Source organism: Lepagella muris (assembly GCF_004793975.1).
GTDB lineage: Bacteria > Bacteroidota > Bacteroidia > Bacteroidales > Muribaculaceae > Lepagella > Lepagella muris.
Window position 1 is genome coordinate 220607 of record NZ_SRYB01000002.1, and the last position, 16723, is coordinate 237329.

Sequence of the window (16723 nt, forward strand, 5' to 3'; positions counted from 1 at the left end):
AGAGTCGAAGTGCTTTCCAGAGAGTACAATCGTGTGGGGGAAGAATTGGGATCTGATGTTTCCGATTGAAGCTTTGAAGGATGGTGATTTTTAGTGTGGATCTTGCGGAATTTTGGTGTTGGCTGAATGTTTAAAAAAAGGTTGCAATCACAAGAATTGCAACCTTTTTTATGATGCTGAATTAATGGAATGTCACTGTCCATTCGCCGCTTTGGGATGTGGCGGGGAGAAGAGTATTCATGTATTCCTTATCTTTGAACTCACCGGAATAGCCGGTTCTGTCGGTGCGTCCCCACCATGGCTCGATGCATACGAATGGTGCGTGAATCTCTTTGTGGGGTGCCCATATTCCGAGTGCTGGGCATCCGCTGGTGAAGGTGAGTACCGGTGTATTGTTGCGGTCGCACATCACTACTTCCTTGGGGCATACCTGCTCGAATATTATGGCATCATTCCGGAAAGTGTCGTGAGTGATTATCAATCTGTCTCCTTGGAAAGGGATGTTGCCCGGAGCTACACAACCTTCTGATTCAATCTGAGTGAGGTTGTATCTGTCTGTTCCGATAAGGTCGATATATCCGGCTACTTCTTCGTTATCGTCAATATTTGGAAGCATATAGGCTGGATGTCCCCCAATCTGGAAATGCATCTCTTCTGCTCCAATGTTGCTTACGGTCCATTTGGTTGTCAGACTTTCCTTGTCAAGGGAGTGCTTTATTCTTAATTCGAAGTCAAAGGGATATTTCTCTTTTGTGTCAGGGTTGCTCCGGAGAATGAATTCTGCTGAATTGTCGTTGACTTCCACGGCTTCGAATTCCATATCACGGGCAAACCCATGTTGCGACATCCTGTATTCTTTCCCTTCATGGCGCATGGTGCCATGCCAGAGGGCACCGACGATCGGGAACAGAATTGGGGTGTGGCGTTTCCACCATTCAGCGTTGCCGGTCCAGACACATTCTCTGTTGTGTCTCAGATCGGTTACTGACACAATCTCTGCTCCAAGTGAGTCAATCACCACTCGAAGCACATCATTTTCGATAGTATATCTCATAGTCTTTTTTCTAATGCAGTTGGTTAGTCTACAAAGATAGATAATCCCATTAAAAAATCCTCATATCTATCATAAAAAATGGTGTTTTTTATGGATAGATTATTGAAGTTGTCTAAGATTCCATTTCTATGAGAGATGGGATTTAAGGTGGAGAGAGTGGTAGGTGAGAGGTGTCATACATCAATTGGCAGAATAGTTTGCGTTTTTTCATAGATCAGAATCATTTGGTTGCACAATTAGACAATAAATTTGAATAACTTGCAGTATGAGATGGAAAACTGTCGGAGACAAAATGGAAAAGCATGATTGCGAATTTCAATTCGCAATCATGCTTATTCTATTGAGAGGGGAGGGGATTAGAAGTTGAATTTTTCGAGGGTGAGGGTGCCGCATGATTCAAGGATGGGGACGAGTCGGCTGAAGTGGTCAGAGTCCATGTGAGCTTTGAGTGAGGACTCGTCTTTCCATGTCTCGATGATTTCTATATGATTGTCGGATGTGAGGCTTGAGAATGCCTCGTAAGAGATGCAGCCTTCATCGTGAAGGGAGAGCTCCACGAGTTCTACAGCAGCATCAATGGCTTTCTGACGGAGAGAGCTGTCGGAAATTTCAAGGAAACAATTTAATCTAAGCATATCTTTATTGCTTTAGTTTTTTTGTTGTAATAAGGTTCGGATAACTTGGTTTATTACATCTGCAAGCTGGATAGACAGCTTTTCAGGTTATTTGCCGAAGATACCGCCGAACATCTTTGATGCCTTGCCTTTGAGTTCGTCGATTGTGGATTCCACTTTTCCGTCGCCGTCAAGGTCGCCGAGGATGTTGCCATCCTTTAGCTTTGCTATGATTTCAGTAAACGACATTTTTGAATGGTCGAATCCTTTCAGTTTCTCTGTGATCTGCTCCACATTGATAGAGTTGCCGAACTTGTCTTTCAGCTGACTGATGATTTCATTGATTTCCATAGTAGATAAAATTAAAGATTATAAATGATTCTATAAGAAAAGATGCGGGATGCATGCCCCGTCGGGTAGCATCCCGCATCTGATTATCTTTTTAGAAGTGGCTTATTTCACTTCCTCAAATTCTACGTCTTCTGCGCCACCGTTCTGCTGCTGGTCATTAGCACCGGGCTGAGGACCTGCCTGCTGTCCGGCTGCTGCCTGCTGAGCGTTGGCGATATCCTGTGCAGCTGCCTGGAATGCATCCTGGATGGCTTTCTCTGCGGAATCGATCTCATCAATGCGCTGAGCCTTGTGGATCTCTTTCAGGCGGTCGATGGCTGCCTGGATGTTGGCCTTCTTGTCGGCAGGGATCTTGTCGCCGAGCTCGTTGAGCTGTTTCTCACTCTGGAATACCACAGAGTCAGCACGGTTGAGCTTGTCGATTCTCTCCTTAGCCTTCTTATCAGCCTCCTCGTTGGCTTTAGCCTCGTCGCGCATACGCTGGATCTCTGCGTCGCTAAGACCGCTTGATGCCTCGATACGGATTGACTGCTCTTTGCCTGTAGCCTTATCCTTAGCTGAAACGTTGAGGATACCGTTGGCGTCAACTTCGAAAGTCACCTCAATCTGCGGCACGCCACGCGGTGCGGGATTAATGCCTGAAAGGTTGAACTCACCGAGAAGTTTGTCGTCAGCTGCCATAGGACGTTCGCCCTGAAGCACGCGGATGGTCACTTCCGGCTGGTTGTCGGCTGCAGTGGAGAATGTCTCGCTCTTACGGGTCGGGATAGTGGTGTTAGCCTCAATAAGCTTGGTCATCACGCCACCAAGAGTCTCGATACCGATTGAAAGGGGCACAACGTCAAGAAGAAGCACGTCTTTCACGTCGCCGCTGAGCACACCACCCTGGATAGCTGCACCGATTGCAACCACTTCGTCAGGGTTAACACCCTTGTTGGGTTCCTTACCGAAAATCTCTTTTACCTTAGCCTGGATAGCAGGGATACGAGTAGAACCACCTACGAGGATCACCTCATCAATCTGAGAAGCGGAATATCCGGCATCCTTGAGAGCATTGCGGCAAGGTTCTGCCACAGCATCGATAAGGCTTGAAGCAAGCTGTTCGAATTTAGCACGTGTGAGAGTCTTCACGAGGTGCTTCGGACCGGAAGCAGTAGCCGTAATGTAGGGGAGGTTGATTTCAGTAGAAGTAGAGCTTGAAAGCTCGATCTTAGCTTTCTCGGCAGCCTCTTTAAGACGCTGCATAGCCATAGGATCCTGACGGAGGTCAACACCCTCATCAGCCTTGAACTCGTCAGCAAGCCAGTCGATGATCACGTGGTCGAAGTCATCACCACCGAGGTGGGTATCACCATTTGTGGATTTCACTTCAAACACACCGTCGCCGAGCTCAAGGATAGAGATATCGAAAGTACCGCCACCGAGGTCGAATACTGCGATTTTCTGTTCCTTGTCAGATTTGTCAAGACCGTATGCAAGCGCAGCGGCAGTAGGCTCGTTGACGATACGGCGCACTTTAAGACCGGCAATCTCACCGGCTTCCTTGGTGGCCTGACGCTGAGAATCGTCGAAGTAAGCCGGCACTGTGATGACAGCCTCAGTCACCTCCTGACCGAGATAATCCTCGGCAGTCTTCTTCATTTTCTGAAGGATCATGGCGGAAATCTCCTGGGGGGTGTAGTCGCGACCGTCGATGTCAACCTTCGGCATATTGTTCTGGCATACTACCTTGTAGGGTACGCGCTTGATCTCATCCTCAACCTTATCGCAAGTCTCGCCCATGAATCTCTTGATAGAGTAGATGGTGCGAGTAGGGTTGGTTATTGCCTGACGTTTTGCGGGATCACCGACCTTACGTTCGCCACCATCGACAAAAGCCACTACGGAAGGAGTGGTGTTGCGACCTTCGTTGTTAGGAATTACCACAGGGTCTTTACCTTCAAGAACAGCAACGCAGCTGTTGGTGGTGCCCAAGTCAATACCAATAATTTTAGCCATAATAATTTCTATATTTTTAGTTTATAAATTCAGATATTAAAACTCGCGGATTAAAAAAATCTTTTTTTATCCGCTCACTCAACATATAAACAAATCTCGTGCTAAAAGTTTCGGTCAGGGATAAAATTTTTATTTAAATTATGTAAAATAATGATATTGCAGCAATTGAGAAATAACGATTGGGATGGTGGAGGCGTGACAAATATGTGACAAAAATGACAAAATACATATTTCGCCGATCAAAGTTTTGTCAGGGAGTTTAATAATAGAGGTCTAAAAAGTCAATAAAATGAGTAAAATATGATAGAATATCACAAAAAATGGTTAACTTTGCAGCCTGAATATACCCCACCTCATGAATTGGGGCGACGAATGAGACGTCCACGGGGGAGGTCAGCAAGTAAACACCTTGAATAAATATGAAGCTTTTACAAGAGAAACTGTCGCGCTACGATGCGCCCCAACGTGCAAAGGCAGCGGGCATCTACCCTTATTTCAGACCAATTTCAAGTGAGCAGAACACGGAAGTGCTGATGAACGGAAGAAAAGTGCTCATGTTCGGTTCCAACAGTTATATGGGCCTCACGAATCATCCGAAGGTAATAGAGGCAGCTGTAGCAGCAACGAAAAAATATGGCACAGGCATGGCCGGTTCGCCATTCCTCAATGGCACGCTTGACATCCACAAGCAGCTTGAGGCTCGCCTTGCGGAATATGTCGGCAAGGAGGACTGTATGCTCTACAGCACAGGCTTCGGCGTCAACCTCGGCGTTGTCTCCACGCTTACAGGCAGAGAGGATTACGTTATACTTGACGAGCAGGATCATGCCTCTATAATAGAGGGCCGTCGGCTTTCCTTCTCAAATTATCTGAAATACCGCCACAACGATATGGCGAGTCTTGAGACTCAGCTTAAGAAATGCGATCCCGACAAAGTGAAACTGATAGTGACAGACGGTGTCTTCTCGATGGAGGGCGATGTGGCGAATCTTCCGGAGATTGTGCGTCTTGCCAAGCAGTATAATGCTTCGGTCATGGTAGATGAGGCACACGGTATCGGTGTGTTTGGAGAGGGTGGACGTGGCACGTGCAACCATTTCGGCGTCACTGATGATGTAGACCTGATCATGGGCACGTTCAGCAAGTCGTTTGCATCGCTGGGCGGCTTTATCGCCACAGACAAGGAGGTGACCAACTATCTGCGTCACAATTCACGCGCCTATATCTTCACGGCAAGCATCACGCCTGCCTCCACAGCTGCAGTGAATGCCGCGCTCGACATCATGATAGCCGAGCCGGAACGCCAGACGCATCTTTGGGACATCACTAATTATGCCCTTGAGCAATTCCGCGCGATGGGCTGCGAGATAGGCAACACTTCGACCCCTATCATCCCCTTGTTCATAAGAGACGACTACAAGACCTTCCACGTCACTCATGATCTTCTAGAGGAGGGAGTGTTTGTCAATCCGGTGGTAACTCCGGCAGTGGCTCCGCAAGACACGCTGATCCGCTATTCACTCATGGCTACCCACACGAAGGAGCAGGTGACGCGTTCGATCGAGGCAATAGAGAAGGTATTTAAGAAGTATGATATAATCCACTGATCGGTTTCCGCCGCATCGGTCCTGCATCATCAGGCTGACGGCTTTTTTTAGCCGGAATAATGGATAAAAATCGCAAAGCAGGCGACAGACAGAGGTCTTCGCCTGCTTTTTTTTGCATAAGTTGGCAAAACTGCATAAAATAATTGAAAAATTATTTTGCATCAATTGTGAAATAGATTAATTTCGCAATATAAAAATCGCAATATAAAAAACTATATAAGATGGTATATAAATTTAAACTTGTAAGCGATGAGGTGAGCAATTTCTCACGTGAGATAGAGATTGACGCGAGCGCTTCTTTCCTGCAGTTGAGAAATGCCATACTCGACAGCGTGGATTATTCAAAGGATGACATTGATTCATTTTTCTTGTGTGACGAGGAGTGGCAGCGTCAGGAGGAGATTACTCTTGAGGATATGGGCACATCGAGCGACCAGGACGTGTGGCTTATGGAAGACACCCCGCTCAATGAGCTTATAGAGGAGGATGGACAGAAGCTCGTCTTCGTGTTTGACTATCTGACGGAGCGTTCATTCTTCATGGAGATGAAAGAGTCTATTCCGGGACGCACGCTTGCCGACCCGATCTGCACAGTGAAGCGAGGCAAGGCGCCGGTGCAGAATGTGGATATGGATGAGTTTGAGAAGCAGATTGACCAGAATCTCCAGAAGATGGTGTCAGACGATCTCGATATAGAGGATCTCTATGGCGACACCCAGTTTAATGACGATGAATTGGGAAGCGGGTTTGACGACCTGAATTTCAATTGAGATCAGGCATGAGTGGGAATAGGATGCGACAGCATCTGCAGAGGGAACGATAAAAGGAGGATGATCTGCCGAATTAGGTGGCTGGATTGCCTGTAATAAGAAGCGTCTTCGGATTCAATCCGAAGACGCTTCTTATTGCATTTGGAATGCAATCGTTATACCAAAATTATATTTTTTCTTAGCCTCTTCCAAAGATCTTATCAAACAGGGATTTTTTCGGCTCCGGACGCATGTGCACCCTCATCTGGTTGTCTTCCTTTCCGAGGAAAAGAATATGAGTGCGAAACACGAATGCAATCATCTTGTCAAACTCAAGAATGGCGTTCAGACTTCTTATAAGGAATCGTCTGAATGGGTTGAATTCTTCAAGATCTTCAAGGATTATTTCCGTCTGATCAATAGATATGGAATGATGTTGTTGAAGCATTGGAATAAAATACTCCAATTGCAAGTCCTCACGACGTTTGTGAGGCTTGCTGAATTTCTTGTAAATCTCCTTTATGACGCTGTCGGTTATCATAGTCCATATATTTATAGACAGCCTTAAGCATCACTGATCCCGATTGATCATGATGTTAGAATCTGCCCGTGTATTTGGTAAACAAATTTACGCATGAATAAGTTCGCCAAATGTTAAAGAACATGAGTCTATTTGAGAAAAAGAGCGGGAGGATATGGGAAATATCCTCCCGCCCGTAGTGCATTCTCTCTATAATGCTGTCGGGGTTATCCCAGGAAGCTCAGGAGGACACCTGCAGCCACAGCCGAACCGATAACGCCGGCCACGTTGGGACCCATGGCGTGCATCAGCAGATAGTTTGACGGGTCATACTCAAGACCGAGATTATTGGAGATGCGGGCAGCCATAGGCACTGCCGACACACCTGCATTTCCGATAAGCGGATTGATTTTCTTGTCTTTCTTCAGGAATAAGTTGAAAATCTTCACGGAGAGGACACCGGCAGAAGATGCGATGATGAATGCAAGGAAGCCGAGACCGAAGATCTTAAGCGTGTCGAACGTGAGGAACTTGTCGGCCTGAGTGGATGCACCCACCGTCAGACCGAGAAGGATGGTCACGATGTCGGTCATGGCGTTGCTTGCAGTCTTGGCAAGGCGGGAGGTCACGCCGCTTTCACGCAGTAGATTTCCGAAGAAGAGCATACCGAGCAACGGGATGCCGGAGGGCACCACGAAGCAGGTCAGCATCAGACCTACGATCGGGAATATTATCTTCTCGTTCTGGCTTACCACGCGCGAAGGCTTCATCTTGATGAGACGCTCCTCCTTGTTGGTGAATAGTCGCATCAGCGGGGGTTGGATGAGCGGAATCAACGCCATGTAGGAGTAGGCGGATACTGCCACCGCACCCAATAGATTGGGATTCAGCTTCGATGTGGTGAAGATTGCGGTCGGACCGTCGGCACCGCCGATGATAGCCACACATCCTGCGGAGAGCGGGTCAAATCCGCAAAGCAGGGCGAGCATGTATGCACCGAATATACCGAACTGCGCACACGCACCGATTATCATCAGCTTAGGGTTGGCAAGAAGGGCGGAGAAGTCGGTCATTGCGCCGATGCCGAGGAAGATGAGGGGAGGATACCATCCGCGTTCCACACCGTTGTAGAGTATGTTCAACACCGATCCCGGCTCATAGATGCCTATCTCCATTCCCGACTGGAAGGGGATATTGCCGATGAGCATACCGAAGCCGATAGGCACCAGCAGGAGCGGTTCGAAATTCTTCTTTATCGCGAGCCATACAAAGAAACATCCGACAGCGAGCATGACGATATTTTCCCACTCGCAGTTGTAGAATCCGGTAAACTGCCAAAAAGTGGATATTGTCTGGCTCAGGAACTCGCCGAAGGAGTAAGTCGTGTCAGCTAAAATCATAATATCAGGAATTATTGTGAAATCAGCTGTAATTATTCTATAATCATGATGTCGCCGTCTTGTGGCACAGCATCGCCCACATTCACGAGAATCTTCTTGACAGTGCCACCTTTTCCGGCATGAATGTCGTTCTCCATCTTCATTGCCTCAATGATGCAAACAGTAGCGGAATCGGCAATGACGTCGCCCTCTTTCACGTTGAAGCTCATGATTGTTCCGGGGAGAGGAGCCTTGATTACGTAGCCGGATGTGGGAGCCTTGGCGGGAGTGGCGATGATTCTCTCGCCGGATTCAGTTCTCGGAGCTTTCATGGGGCTTTTCACGGGTTGAGATACTGAGGTCTTCTTGTTAGGAACCTTGTCAAGCTCAACGGTGTAAGGCACACCATTCACTTCAACGTGCACTTCATTATCAACAACTTCCCCGATTTTTACGGAAAATTTTGTGCCGTTGATTTTATATTTGTATTCTTTAAGTTTCATGTCTGTATTGTCTGTTCAAAATGAGTATAAGAGTAATCAATGTCTCTTATATTATTTAAGGTCGCGGATTGCGGTGAAGTTCCGGCATGACACGCAGATTGTAGATCTTTGAGTTCCATGGGGAGTAAGCTCTCTTCATGCGTCGGATCGTCAGGATAGTGTCTTCAATGTCATGACCCTCTCCGAAGTGCTCGGAAAGCGCGGCAACGATAGCAGCGATAGCCTCACCGGAGTCTACTGCATGATGCTCCTCCTCGGTCATTCCTGCGGGAGTGGCTTTTGCTGTCTGGCGTTTGTTCTTCTGGATGATAGCCTCAGAAATTTTGCCGAAGCCGAGGAAAAGGAGAGACAGGACGACAAGGGCAGAGATTACGATTACCATTGCGATTATCGTGATAGCGCCACCCCAGGGGTCGTTGATGGCTGCATTCCTGGCTTTTTCTGCCTGGGTCATTTTCTTAGCGGTCGGAGCCATGGCGATTTCGTCATACTCATCGACAGCTGTCAGGGCATTATCTTCCATTGATACGGAAGTGGTCTCGACGGCTACTACTGTCTCCATCCCCTCCGCCTGCCCTTTGTCAGGCGCCGCAAATGCGCCGCCTGACAAGGTTAGGAAGATTGCCGCAGATAAAAAGAATCTTTTCATATAGCGGAAATGTCAATGTGATTAAAGAGGAATGTTTCCGTGTTTCTTCGCGGGGTTCGTCAGCTTCTTTGTAGCGAGCATCTGAAGCGCACGAATGATGCGGAAGCGTGTGTTACGCGGTTCAATCACATCGTCGATATATCCGAATTTGGCTGCCTGATATGGGTTGCCGAAGAGTTTGCGGTATTCCTCCTCCTTCTCCTTGATGAATTCGGCGGGGTTCTCCGCAGTCTTAGCCTCTTTAGCATAAAGTACGCCCACGGCACCCTCAGCACCCATGACAGCGATTTCGGAAGTGGGCCAAGCATAGTTGACGTCGCCACGAAGCTGCTTGCAGCTCATCACGATGTGAGAGCCGCCGTAGCTCTTGCGCAGGGTTACAGTCACTTTAGGCACGGTTGCCTCGCCGTAAGCGTAGAGAAGTTTCGCACCGTGAAGGATGACGCCATTGTATTCCTGACCTGTGCCGGGAAGGAATCCGGGCACGTCGACGAGAGTGACGAGAGGGATGTTGAACGCATCGCAGAAGCGCACGAAGCGAGCAGCCTTGCGGGAAGCGTTGGAGTCGAGCACGCCGGCAAGCACCTTGGGCTGGTTTGCCACGATTCCGACAGACTGTCCGTTGAAGCGGGCGAATCCGATGATGATGTTCTTCGCATAGTCTTTCTGCACCTCGAGGAACTCACCGTTGTCGACGATTGAGCTGATCACCTCATACATGTCGTAAGACATCTTCGCGCTCTCCGGGATGATATCGTTGAGATTGTCGTCAAGACGGTCGATGGGATCGTCGCAAGCCACGAGAGGAGTCTCTTCCATGTTGTTCTGCGGCATGTAGCTGAGAAGCTTGCGGATGATGAAGAGAGCTTCCTCGCCGTTCTCTGCAGCGAAGTGGGTCACGCCGCTCTTGGTGGAGTGTACGGAAGCACCACCGAGTTGCTCCTGAGTCACGTCTTCGCCGGTGACGGTCTTCACTACAGACGGACCGGTGAGGAACATGTAGGAGATGCCTTTCGCCATGATGGTGAAGTCAGTGAGGGCAGGACTATATACAGCACCGCCGGCACAAGGACCGAGGATTGCAGAGATCTGGGGGATCACGCCGGAAGCAAGGATGTTTCTCTGGAATATCTCAGAGTATCCGGCGAGGGCGTTGATACCTTCCTGCAGGCGTGCGCCGCCGGAGTCGTTAAGACCGATTACAGGCGCGCCCATTTTCATTGCAAGGTCCATCACCTTGCAGATCTTTAATGCCATTGTCTCGGATAGGGATCCTCCGAATACGGTGAAATCCTGAGCGAAGACGTATACGAGACGACCCTCGATAGTGCCGAATCCGGTTACTACGCCGTCGCCGAGAATATGTTTCTTGTCTTGTCCGAAGTTTGTGCAACGGTGGGTGACAAACATGTCAAGCTCCTCGAAGCTTCCTTCGTCGAGAAGCTGGGCGATACGCTCGCGGGCAGTGTATTTGCCTTTGGCGTGCTGTTTGTCGATAGCTTTTTCACCGCCGCCGAGACGGGCTTGCGCCCTTTTTTCGATGAGCTCGTGAATTTTTTCCTGTGATGTGCTCATATCTGTAAAATTATAGATGATTCGAAATGAGATTCCTCGACGCTGTTATTTGTTGGGATTCTCGCAGAGTTCGGTAAGAACAGCTTCAGTGGATTTCGGGTGAAGGAAAGCGATTTTCAGACCGTCGGCACCATTTCTGGGAGCCTTGTCGATGAGCTTGACACCCTTTTCCTCAGCCTCGGCGAGAGCTTCAGCCACACCGTCTTCCACAGCGAATGCGATATGGTGCATACCACCGCGTCCGCCGTTCTTCTCGATGAATTTGGCAATAGTGCTTTCAGGGGATGTAGCTTCGAGAAGCTCAATCTTAGTGTCGCCCACCATGATGAATGCAGTAGTCACTTTCTGATCTTCGACCACTTCCTTTTTGTAGCATTTAAGCCCGAGAACATTCTCGTAGTATTCGATTGCCTTCTCAAGATTCGGAACGGCTATCCCGATGTGCTCGATGTGAGAAATTTTCATGTGATTTAAGTATTTTTGAATTAGAAAAATAATATTACCTATGTTTTTTCATAGGTGAAAACTCTGTGCAAATGTAGCAATTTTTCTTTAAATGGTCAAAAAAAACTTGAATAATTGTAATTATAAGTGTTCCGGTGTGCAATAGTGGGGTAATCTTATGGTTATTTATAAAAAAATTACGATATTTGCAAAAAAAATTAATCCAGACCAAATTATGGAGATAACACCGAAGAGCCTTGCAGCTCTGACCGGGGGGGATGTGGAAGGAGATGAAAACGCAGTTATAACCGGCTTTGCCAAGATAGAGGAGGCAAGGCCGGGCGATCTCAGTTTTATAGCGAATCCCAAGTATGCCCACTATATAGAGACTACCGGTGCGACGGCAGTACTTGTAGGCAAGAATTTTGTAGTGGATAAGCCAGTTACGCCGGTGTTGATAAGAGTGGCAGATCCATACGCCACGCTTGCACAGCTTCTCAGGATGGTGGAGGGGATGAAGCCACAGCCTGAGGGCGTGGAGCAGCCGTCTTACGTGTCGGAGGGTGTAGCTCTTCCGGAGCATGTATATATAGGAGCGTTTGCATATATCGGGAAAGGCGTGAAATTAGGAAAGAATGTCAAGATCTATCCTCAGGTATATGTGGGCGACGGCTGTGAGATCGGCGACGACAGCGTGTTGCGTTCCGGAGTGAAGGTCTACGAGGGATGCCGCATAGGCTCACGCTGCATACTTCATTCTGGCGCGGTGATAGGTGCCGATGGGTTTGGCTTCGCCCCTCACGACGGCAAGTTTGAGAAACTTCCGCAGACGGGCATCGTCGAGATCTGCGACGACGTGGAGATCGGAGCAAACACTACCATAGACCGCGCCACATTCGGGAGCACCGTTATCGGCGAGGGGACCAAGCTCGACAATCTAATACAGGTAGCCCACAATGTTACGATCGGCAGAAGCAACGTATTTGCCGCCCAGACCGGCATAGCCGGGTCGACGCATATCGGCGACGGCAACATGGTCGGTGGTCAGTGTGGTTTCGCCGGGCATATAAAAGTGGGAGATTATAATGAGATAGGTGCGCAGTCGGGGATCCCCAACAATGTAGGCAGCAAACGGCGTATTATCGGCTACCCTGCGATAGATGCGCGCCAATTTGCCAAGAATCAAGTGTATCTGAAGAATCTTGGCAAGCTTTATGACGAAATTAAAAACATCAGGAAACAATGAAACAGATGACACTAAAGGCACCCTTCACCGTCAGTGGCAAGGGGCTTCATTCAGGGCTGGAGATTACGGCTACATTCCTTCCGGCTCCGGAAAATCATGGTTATAAATTCAAGCGCATTGACCTTGAGGGCGAGCCTATCGTTGAGGCTCTTGCTGAAAACGTGGTCGATACCCAGCGCGGCACCGTGTTGGCTAAGAAGGATGTGAAGGTAAGCACGGTTGAGCATGCCTTGGCTGCCCTTTACGCATCTATGATCGACAACTGTCTCATTGAGGTGAACGGACCGGAGCTCCCCATCCTTGACGGAAGTGCGATAAGCTATATCAATGCCATAGAGGAAGTGGGAGTGGAAGAGCAGAAAGCCGATAAGGATTTCTATATAATAAAGGAGAAGGTACGCTTCCGCGATGATGCCACAGGATCGCAGATCACAATCTATCCCGACGACCACTTCAGCGTGGAGGTGATGGTGGAATATAATTCCAAGGTGCTTCCCAACCAGTTTGCCGTGCTTGACGATATGGCGGAGTTCAAGCAGGAGGTAGCAAGCGCACGCACCTTCGTGTTTGTGAGGGAGATCGAGGGTCTTCTCCAGCATGGACTCATCAAGGGTGGCGACATCGACAATGCAATCGTGATTTATGATGAGCCGGTAAGCCAGGAGAGCATCGACCGTCTTTGCGACCTTATGAACGTGGCTCACATGAAAGTGGGTGAGCTTGGCTATATCAATCCACAGCCATTGACGTGGGATAATGAACCAGCACGCCATAAACTGATGGACGTAATCGGCGATCTCTCGCTCATAGGCCGCCCGATCAAGGGCAGGGTAGTGGCTATCCGTCCGGGACACACAATCAATAATAAGTTCACACGCATGATCCGCAAGGAGGTGCGTCACACGGAGATACAGGCTCCTTGCTATAATCCCAACATCGAGCCGATTCTCGATATCAATGCAATCTGCGGCATGCTTCCCCACCGCTATCCGTTCCTTCTCATCGATAAGGTCATAGAGATCGACAAGAAGCATTGCGTGGCAGTCAAGAACGTGACGGTCAATGAGCCATTCTTCCCCGGACATTTCCCACAGGAGCCGGTTATGCCTGGAGTGCTTCAGATCGAGGCAATGGCACAGGCGGCAGGAGTGCTTGTATTGAATTTCCTTGAGGAGCCGGAGAAATACAGCACCTACTTCCTGAAGATCGACAACGTGAAGTTCCGCCAGAAAGTAGTGCCTGGCAATACTTTGCTTCTCAACGTCAGCCTTATGACGGAGATCAGACGAGGCTGTGCCGTGGTCAAGGGCTATGCGTTTGTCGGAGAGAAGATAGTTTGTGAGGCAGAATTTATGGCTCAGATAATAAAGAATAAGTGAAAATGAGCAACATGTATTATGTTCATCCCGAGGCAAAGATCGGGAACAATGTAACGATAGGCAATTTCACCAATATCTATGAAAATGTAGAGATAGGCGATAACTGTGAGATTGCCGGAAATGTTACAATTTATCCCGGTGCGCGTATCGGTTCCGGTGTGAAGATATTCCCCGGAGCAGTCATCTCAGCCATACCGCAGGATCTGAAATTTCGTGGGGAGGAGACATACGCCTACGTTGGCGACGGCACCACGTTGCGTGAGTGTGTCACTGTCAACCGAGGCACAGCCTCCAAGGGTAAGACTGTTGTCGGGAGCAATTGCCTTATTATGGCTTACAACCACGTGGCGCATGATTGCGTGATAGGCAACAGGGTCATCATATCTAATGCGTGTCAGCTTGCCGGTGAGGTGGTGGTTGACGATTATGCAGTGATCGGAGGCGGCAGTCTTGTCCATCAGTTCTGTCATCTTGGTAGAAACATCATGCTTCAGGGTGGTGCGCTTGTCAATAAGGATATCCCTCCTTACGTCAAGGCAGCACGCGAGCCGATATCTTACGTCGGACTCAACACCATAGGGCTGCACCGTAATGGCTTCTCTCAGGAGGATATCCAGAAGATAGCGGAGATCTATCGTGTATTGTATCTCAGCGATCTTAACGTGACGAATGCCATAAAGCTCGTGCAGGAGACTCTTCCGGAGTCATCGTATAGGGATGAGATTGTCAAATTCGTCGTTAACTCAGAGCGAGGCATTATCCGTTCGGCGGTATAAGCCTTTGGCGAGATATCCTTCGCGATAAATATTAACCGGGCTGTCATCGGGGATTCCGATGACAGCCCGTTTTTTTTTTCTTTCTTTTTTGGGGAGTTTTTTTGCATGATATATCATGTTGCAACATGATACAACATGATATATCATGATGGATCATGTTTTATCATGATAGGGCGATAAAAGAGATCGGGGGAACTGCGCCAGCGTAGTTCCCCCGATCAGGATTATGAATTGAGAGTTGGAATCATTTCAGTGCAGCCTGTACTGCGTCGTTTGGCACCATTTCCTCTTTGAAGATATAAGCGCCTGTTTTAGGAGATTTCTCCATTACGATGATTTTGCTGAAAGTACGTCCTTCACCTTTTTGAAGAGACGCGACGGTTTTCTTTGCCATGGTTCAGTGGTGCTTATTTTATTTCTTTATGAATGGTCATTCTCTTAAGGATGGGGTTGTATTTTTTCAACTCCAGACGTCCTGTTGTATTTTTGCGGTTTTTTGTGGTGATGTATCTCGACATTCCGGGCATCCCGCTGGCTTTGTGTTCGGTGCATTCAAGGATTACCTGCACTCTATTGCCTTTCGCTTTCTTTGCCATAGTTTAGAAAATCTGATTAAAGAGAAACAATTGTGATGTCTTTAAAGTCGAGGTTGCCTTCTTTCTCGGCTTTTTTAAGAGCGGCGTTAAGACCGATCTTGTTAATTGTGCGGAGAGCATGAGCTGACACGAGAAGCTCGATCCACATATCCTGCTCAACCCAATAGAATTTCTTCTTGTGGAGGTTGACGTTAAATTTGCGTTTTGTGCGACGCTTTGAGTGGGAAACGTTGTTGCCCACAGATGGTTTTTTGCCTGAAATCTGACAAACTTTTGACATGGCTGTTGTTTTTTTATTGAATAAAAAATCACTTGGGGAATGAGGCCGCCATCTCATTTCTCATATCGCTTCCGTCTGCATCATTACGGTCGCTTTCAAGGATGTGCCACAAACCGGGTGCAAAATTAGTTAATTTCGGTCAAATATGCAAACGGTATTGGCGGGAATTTTGAGAAATTGAATAAAAGTATATAAAAAATGACATTTTTCAGTCGTCGTTGACGTCCTCCTGCATCACGTAGCAGTTTTTGAGGAGATTTATCAGCATCACCATGCCATGATTTGTCGCGCTTTCAATGACGGTGTTCCTGTCGCCCTTGAAATGGATGCATTCGCTGACTACGGTGTCACCATATTTTGCGGCAAACCATACGGTGCCTACCGGTTTTAGGGAAGTGCCGCCGTCGGGTCCGGCAATTCCGGATGTGGCAATCGCGCAATCCGTGCGCATAAGTTTCGCCACCCCCTTAGCCATAGCCTCCACCACGGTCTTGCTTACGGCTCCATGCCGGGAAATCTCCTCCTTCGGCACTTTAAGCACGTTGGTCTTGACATCATTGGCATAGCTGACCACGCTCCCTAAGAAATAAGACGATGATCCCGGCACTTGCACAATCCTATGGGCGAGATTGCCACCTGTGCAGCTCTCGGCACACGACACCGTAAGCTCGCGTTCATGCAGAAGCTCTCCGAGAGTCTGGGCTATCGTCTTGTCTTCCATAGCCACCACGTCTTGCGAGAAAATCATATTGAGGGTGCTGTGATACCTGTTCATGTTGAATCTCAGCAGCTCCACACCGGAATCCACTCCCGTAAGAGTAATTTTAGTGACGAGATTAGAGGTGTCGATTGATATTTTCACGTATTCGGGCAGATGAGCCGCGAAATGCTTCAGGATTTTGTTGATCTCCTGCTTCGTGTATCCGTATATCACGACATGGCGAGTCTCGGTATGCTTGTCCGGGTCTGCCGATGTTTTTGAATTTTGTTTTTTATTGACCAT

General features: G+C 48.2%; 19 protein-coding genes. 5 read left to right on the forward strand and 14 right to left on the reverse strand.

What is annotated here, in order from left to right; genetic code table 11:
- Nucleotides 1-181: 181 nt before the first annotated feature.
- From E5331_RS02575 to dnaK, 4 genes are all read right to left on the reverse strand, one after another.
- Nucleotides 182-1054: an aldose 1-epimerase family protein gene (locus tag E5331_RS02575; RefSeq protein WP_123482861.1), complete on the reverse strand. Its 873-nt coding sequence runs from the start codon at nt 1052-1054 to the stop codon at nt 182-184.
- Nucleotides 1055-1410: 356 nt separating this feature from the next.
- Complete coding sequence (locus E5331_RS02580; protein ID WP_123482859.1) at nt 1411-1689, reverse strand: putative quinol monooxygenase; 279 nt, start codon at nt 1687-1689, stop codon at nt 1411-1413.
- An 87-nt stretch (nt 1690-1776) separates the two neighbouring features.
- A complete protein-coding gene (locus tag E5331_RS02585) occupies nt 1777-2019 on the reverse strand; it encodes a hypothetical protein (RefSeq protein ID WP_123482857.1) in 243 nt (80 codons plus the stop codon).
- A gap of 102 nt (nt 2020-2121) precedes the next feature.
- Nucleotides 2122-4017, reverse strand: coding sequence for a molecular chaperone DnaK (gene dnaK, locus E5331_RS02590; protein WP_135985388.1), 1896 nt, complete (start codon nt 4015-4017; stop codon nt 2122-2124).
- 419 nt (nt 4018-4436) lie between these two features.
- On the opposite strand from dnaK, the gene spt reads away from it, so the two are divergent.
- Nucleotides 4437-5624 (forward strand): serine palmitoyltransferase, encoded by a 1188-nt coding sequence (spt, locus tag E5331_RS02595; protein WP_123482853.1) that lies wholly within the window; start codon nt 4437-4439, stop codon nt 5622-5624.
- A 221-nt stretch (nt 5625-5845) separates the two neighbouring features.
- Nucleotides 5846-6394 carry an IS1096 element passenger TnpR family protein gene (locus tag E5331_RS02600; RefSeq protein ID WP_123482851.1) on the forward strand — a complete coding sequence of 183 codons (549 nt, stop codon included), beginning with the start codon at nt 5846-5848 and terminating at the stop codon, nt 6392-6394.
- A gap of 178 nt (nt 6395-6572) precedes the next feature.
- On the opposite strand, the gene E5331_RS02605 is transcribed toward E5331_RS02600, so the two are convergent.
- The 6 genes from E5331_RS02605 to mce form a co-directional block, all read right to left on the reverse strand.
- The gene (locus E5331_RS02605; RefSeq protein ID WP_123482850.1) at nt 6573-6914 is read right to left on the reverse strand and encodes a hypothetical protein; all 342 of its coding nucleotides are present in this window, start codon (nt 6912-6914) and stop codon (nt 6573-6575) included.
- A 206-nt stretch (nt 6915-7120) separates the two neighbouring features.
- The gene (locus E5331_RS02610) at nt 7121-8293 is read right to left on the reverse strand and encodes a sodium ion-translocating decarboxylase subunit beta (protein ID WP_123482848.1); all 1173 of its coding nucleotides are present in this window, start codon (nt 8291-8293) and stop codon (nt 7121-7123) included.
- Between the two features lie 32 nt (nt 8294-8325).
- Nucleotides 8326-8775 (reverse strand): biotin/lipoyl-containing protein, encoded by a 450-nt coding sequence (locus tag E5331_RS02615; protein WP_123482846.1) that lies wholly within the window; start codon nt 8773-8775, stop codon nt 8326-8328.
- Between the two features lie 55 nt (nt 8776-8830).
- On the reverse strand, nt 8831-9424 hold the full coding sequence (locus E5331_RS02620; protein ID WP_123482844.1) for an OadG family protein: 594 nt from the start codon (nt 9422-9424) through the stop codon (nt 8831-8833).
- Nucleotides 9425-9445: 21 nt separating this feature from the next.
- Complete coding sequence (locus tag E5331_RS02625) at nt 9446-10999, reverse strand: acyl-CoA carboxylase subunit beta (protein WP_123482842.1); 1554 nt, start codon at nt 10997-10999, stop codon at nt 9446-9448.
- A gap of 45 nt (nt 11000-11044) precedes the next feature.
- The gene (gene mce, locus E5331_RS02630; protein ID WP_123482840.1) at nt 11045-11464 is read right to left on the reverse strand and encodes a methylmalonyl-CoA epimerase; all 420 of its coding nucleotides are present in this window, start codon (nt 11462-11464) and stop codon (nt 11045-11047) included.
- Nucleotides 11465-11678: 214 nt separating this feature from the next.
- Here mce and lpxD point away from each other — a divergent pair, with 214 nt between their 5' ends.
- The 3 genes from lpxD to lpxA are packed head-to-tail and all read left to right on the forward strand — an operon-like array spanning nt 11679 to nt 14844.
- On the forward strand, nt 11679-12689 hold the full coding sequence (lpxD, locus tag E5331_RS02635; protein WP_123482839.1) for a UDP-3-O-(3-hydroxymyristoyl)glucosamine N-acyltransferase: 1011 nt from the start codon (nt 11679-11681) through the stop codon (nt 12687-12689).
- Nucleotides 12686-14068 (forward strand): bifunctional UDP-3-O-[3-hydroxymyristoyl] N-acetylglucosamine deacetylase/3-hydroxyacyl-ACP dehydratase, encoded by a 1383-nt coding sequence (locus tag E5331_RS02640; RefSeq protein WP_135985387.1) that lies wholly within the window; start codon nt 12686-12688, stop codon nt 14066-14068. Before lpxD ends, E5331_RS02640 begins: the two co-directional genes overlap by 4 nt.
- Nucleotides 14065-14844: an acyl-ACP--UDP-N-acetylglucosamine O-acyltransferase gene (gene lpxA / locus E5331_RS02645; protein WP_275441036.1), complete on the forward strand. Its 780-nt coding sequence runs from the start codon at nt 14065-14067 to the stop codon at nt 14842-14844. The genes E5331_RS02640 and lpxA overlap by 4 nt, the downstream gene beginning before the upstream one ends.
- A 244-nt stretch (nt 14845-15088) precedes the next feature.
- Here lpxA and E5331_RS02650 read toward each other — a convergent pair whose 3' ends face one another.
- The 4 genes from E5331_RS02650 to E5331_RS02665 form a co-directional block, all read right to left on the reverse strand.
- Nucleotides 15089-15238, reverse strand: coding sequence for a DUF4295 domain-containing protein (locus E5331_RS02650; protein ID WP_123482836.1), 150 nt, complete (start codon nt 15236-15238; stop codon nt 15089-15091).
- Between the two features lie 13 nt (nt 15239-15251).
- Nucleotides 15252-15440 carry a 50S ribosomal protein L33 gene (gene rpmG, locus E5331_RS02655; RefSeq protein WP_123482835.1) on the reverse strand — a complete coding sequence of 63 codons (189 nt, stop codon included), beginning with the start codon at nt 15438-15440 and terminating at the stop codon, nt 15252-15254.
- A gap of 16 nt (nt 15441-15456) precedes the next feature.
- On the reverse strand, nt 15457-15720 hold the full coding sequence (rpmB, locus tag E5331_RS02660) for a 50S ribosomal protein L28 (RefSeq protein WP_123482834.1): 264 nt from the start codon (nt 15718-15720) through the stop codon (nt 15457-15459).
- A gap of 208 nt (nt 15721-15928) precedes the next feature.
- Nucleotides 15929-16723 carry a CinA family protein gene (locus E5331_RS02665; RefSeq protein ID WP_123482833.1) on the reverse strand — a complete coding sequence of 265 codons (795 nt, stop codon included), beginning with the start codon at nt 16721-16723 and terminating at the stop codon, nt 15929-15931.

What these genes read in the sequence shown, in the direction of transcription:
- E5331_RS02575 (WP_123482861.1), bottom strand. Translation starts at nt 1,054, where the DNA reads ATGAGATATACTATCGAAAATGATGTGCTTCGAGTGGTGATTGACTCA.
- rpmG (WP_123482835.1), bottom strand. Translation starts at nt 15,440, where the DNA reads ATGGCAAAGAAAGCGAAAGGCAATAGAGTGCAGGTAATCCTTGAATGC.
- E5331_RS02615 (WP_123482846.1), bottom strand. Translation starts at nt 8,775, where the DNA reads ATGAAACTTAAAGAATACAAATATAAAATCAACGGCACAAAATTTTCC.
- lpxD (WP_123482839.1), top strand. Translation starts at nt 11,679, where the DNA reads ATGGAGATAACACCGAAGAGCCTTGCAGCTCTGACCGGGGGGGATGTG.
- E5331_RS02600 (WP_123482851.1), top strand. Translation starts at nt 5,846, where the DNA reads ATGGTATATAAATTTAAACTTGTAAGCGATGAGGTGAGCAATTTCTCA.
- rpmB (WP_123482834.1), bottom strand. Translation starts at nt 15,720, where the DNA reads ATGTCAAAAGTTTGTCAGATTTCAGGCAAAAAACCATCTGTGGGCAAC.
- E5331_RS02625 (WP_123482842.1), bottom strand. Translation starts at nt 10,999, where the DNA reads ATGAGCACATCACAGGAAAAAATTCACGAGCTCATCGAAAAAAGGGCG.
- E5331_RS02605 (WP_123482850.1), bottom strand. Translation starts at nt 6,914, where the DNA reads ATGATAACCGACAGCGTCATAAAGGAGATTTACAAGAAATTCAGCAAG.
- spt (WP_123482853.1), top strand. Translation starts at nt 4,437, where the DNA reads ATGAAGCTTTTACAAGAGAAACTGTCGCGCTACGATGCGCCCCAACGT.
- E5331_RS02640 (WP_135985387.1), top strand. Translation starts at nt 12,686, where the DNA reads ATGAAACAGATGACACTAAAGGCACCCTTCACCGTCAGTGGCAAGGGG.
- E5331_RS02665 (WP_123482833.1), bottom strand. Translation starts at nt 16,723, where the DNA reads ATGGTCAATAAAAAACAAAATTCAAAAACATCGGCAGACCCGGACAAG.
- E5331_RS02650 (WP_123482836.1), bottom strand. Translation starts at nt 15,238, where the DNA reads ATGGCAAAGAAAACCGTCGCGTCTCTTCAAAAAGGTGAAGGACGTACT.
- E5331_RS02585 (WP_123482857.1), bottom strand. Translation starts at nt 2,019, where the DNA reads ATGGAAATCAATGAAATCATCAGTCAGCTGAAAGACAAGTTCGGCAAC.
- E5331_RS02580 (WP_123482859.1), bottom strand. Translation starts at nt 1,689, where the DNA reads ATGCTTAGATTAAATTGTTTCCTTGAAATTTCCGACAGCTCTCTCCGT.
- E5331_RS02620 (WP_123482844.1), bottom strand. Translation starts at nt 9,424, where the DNA reads ATGAAAAGATTCTTTTTATCTGCGGCAATCTTCCTAACCTTGTCAGGC.
- E5331_RS02610 (WP_123482848.1), bottom strand. Translation starts at nt 8,293, where the DNA reads ATGATTTTAGCTGACACGACTTACTCCTTCGGCGAGTTCCTGAGCCAG.
- mce (WP_123482840.1), bottom strand. Translation starts at nt 11,464, where the DNA reads ATGAAAATTTCTCACATCGAGCACATCGGGATAGCCGTTCCGAATCTT.
- dnaK (WP_135985388.1), bottom strand. Translation starts at nt 4,017, where the DNA reads ATGGCTAAAATTATTGGTATTGACTTGGGCACCACCAACAGCTGCGTT.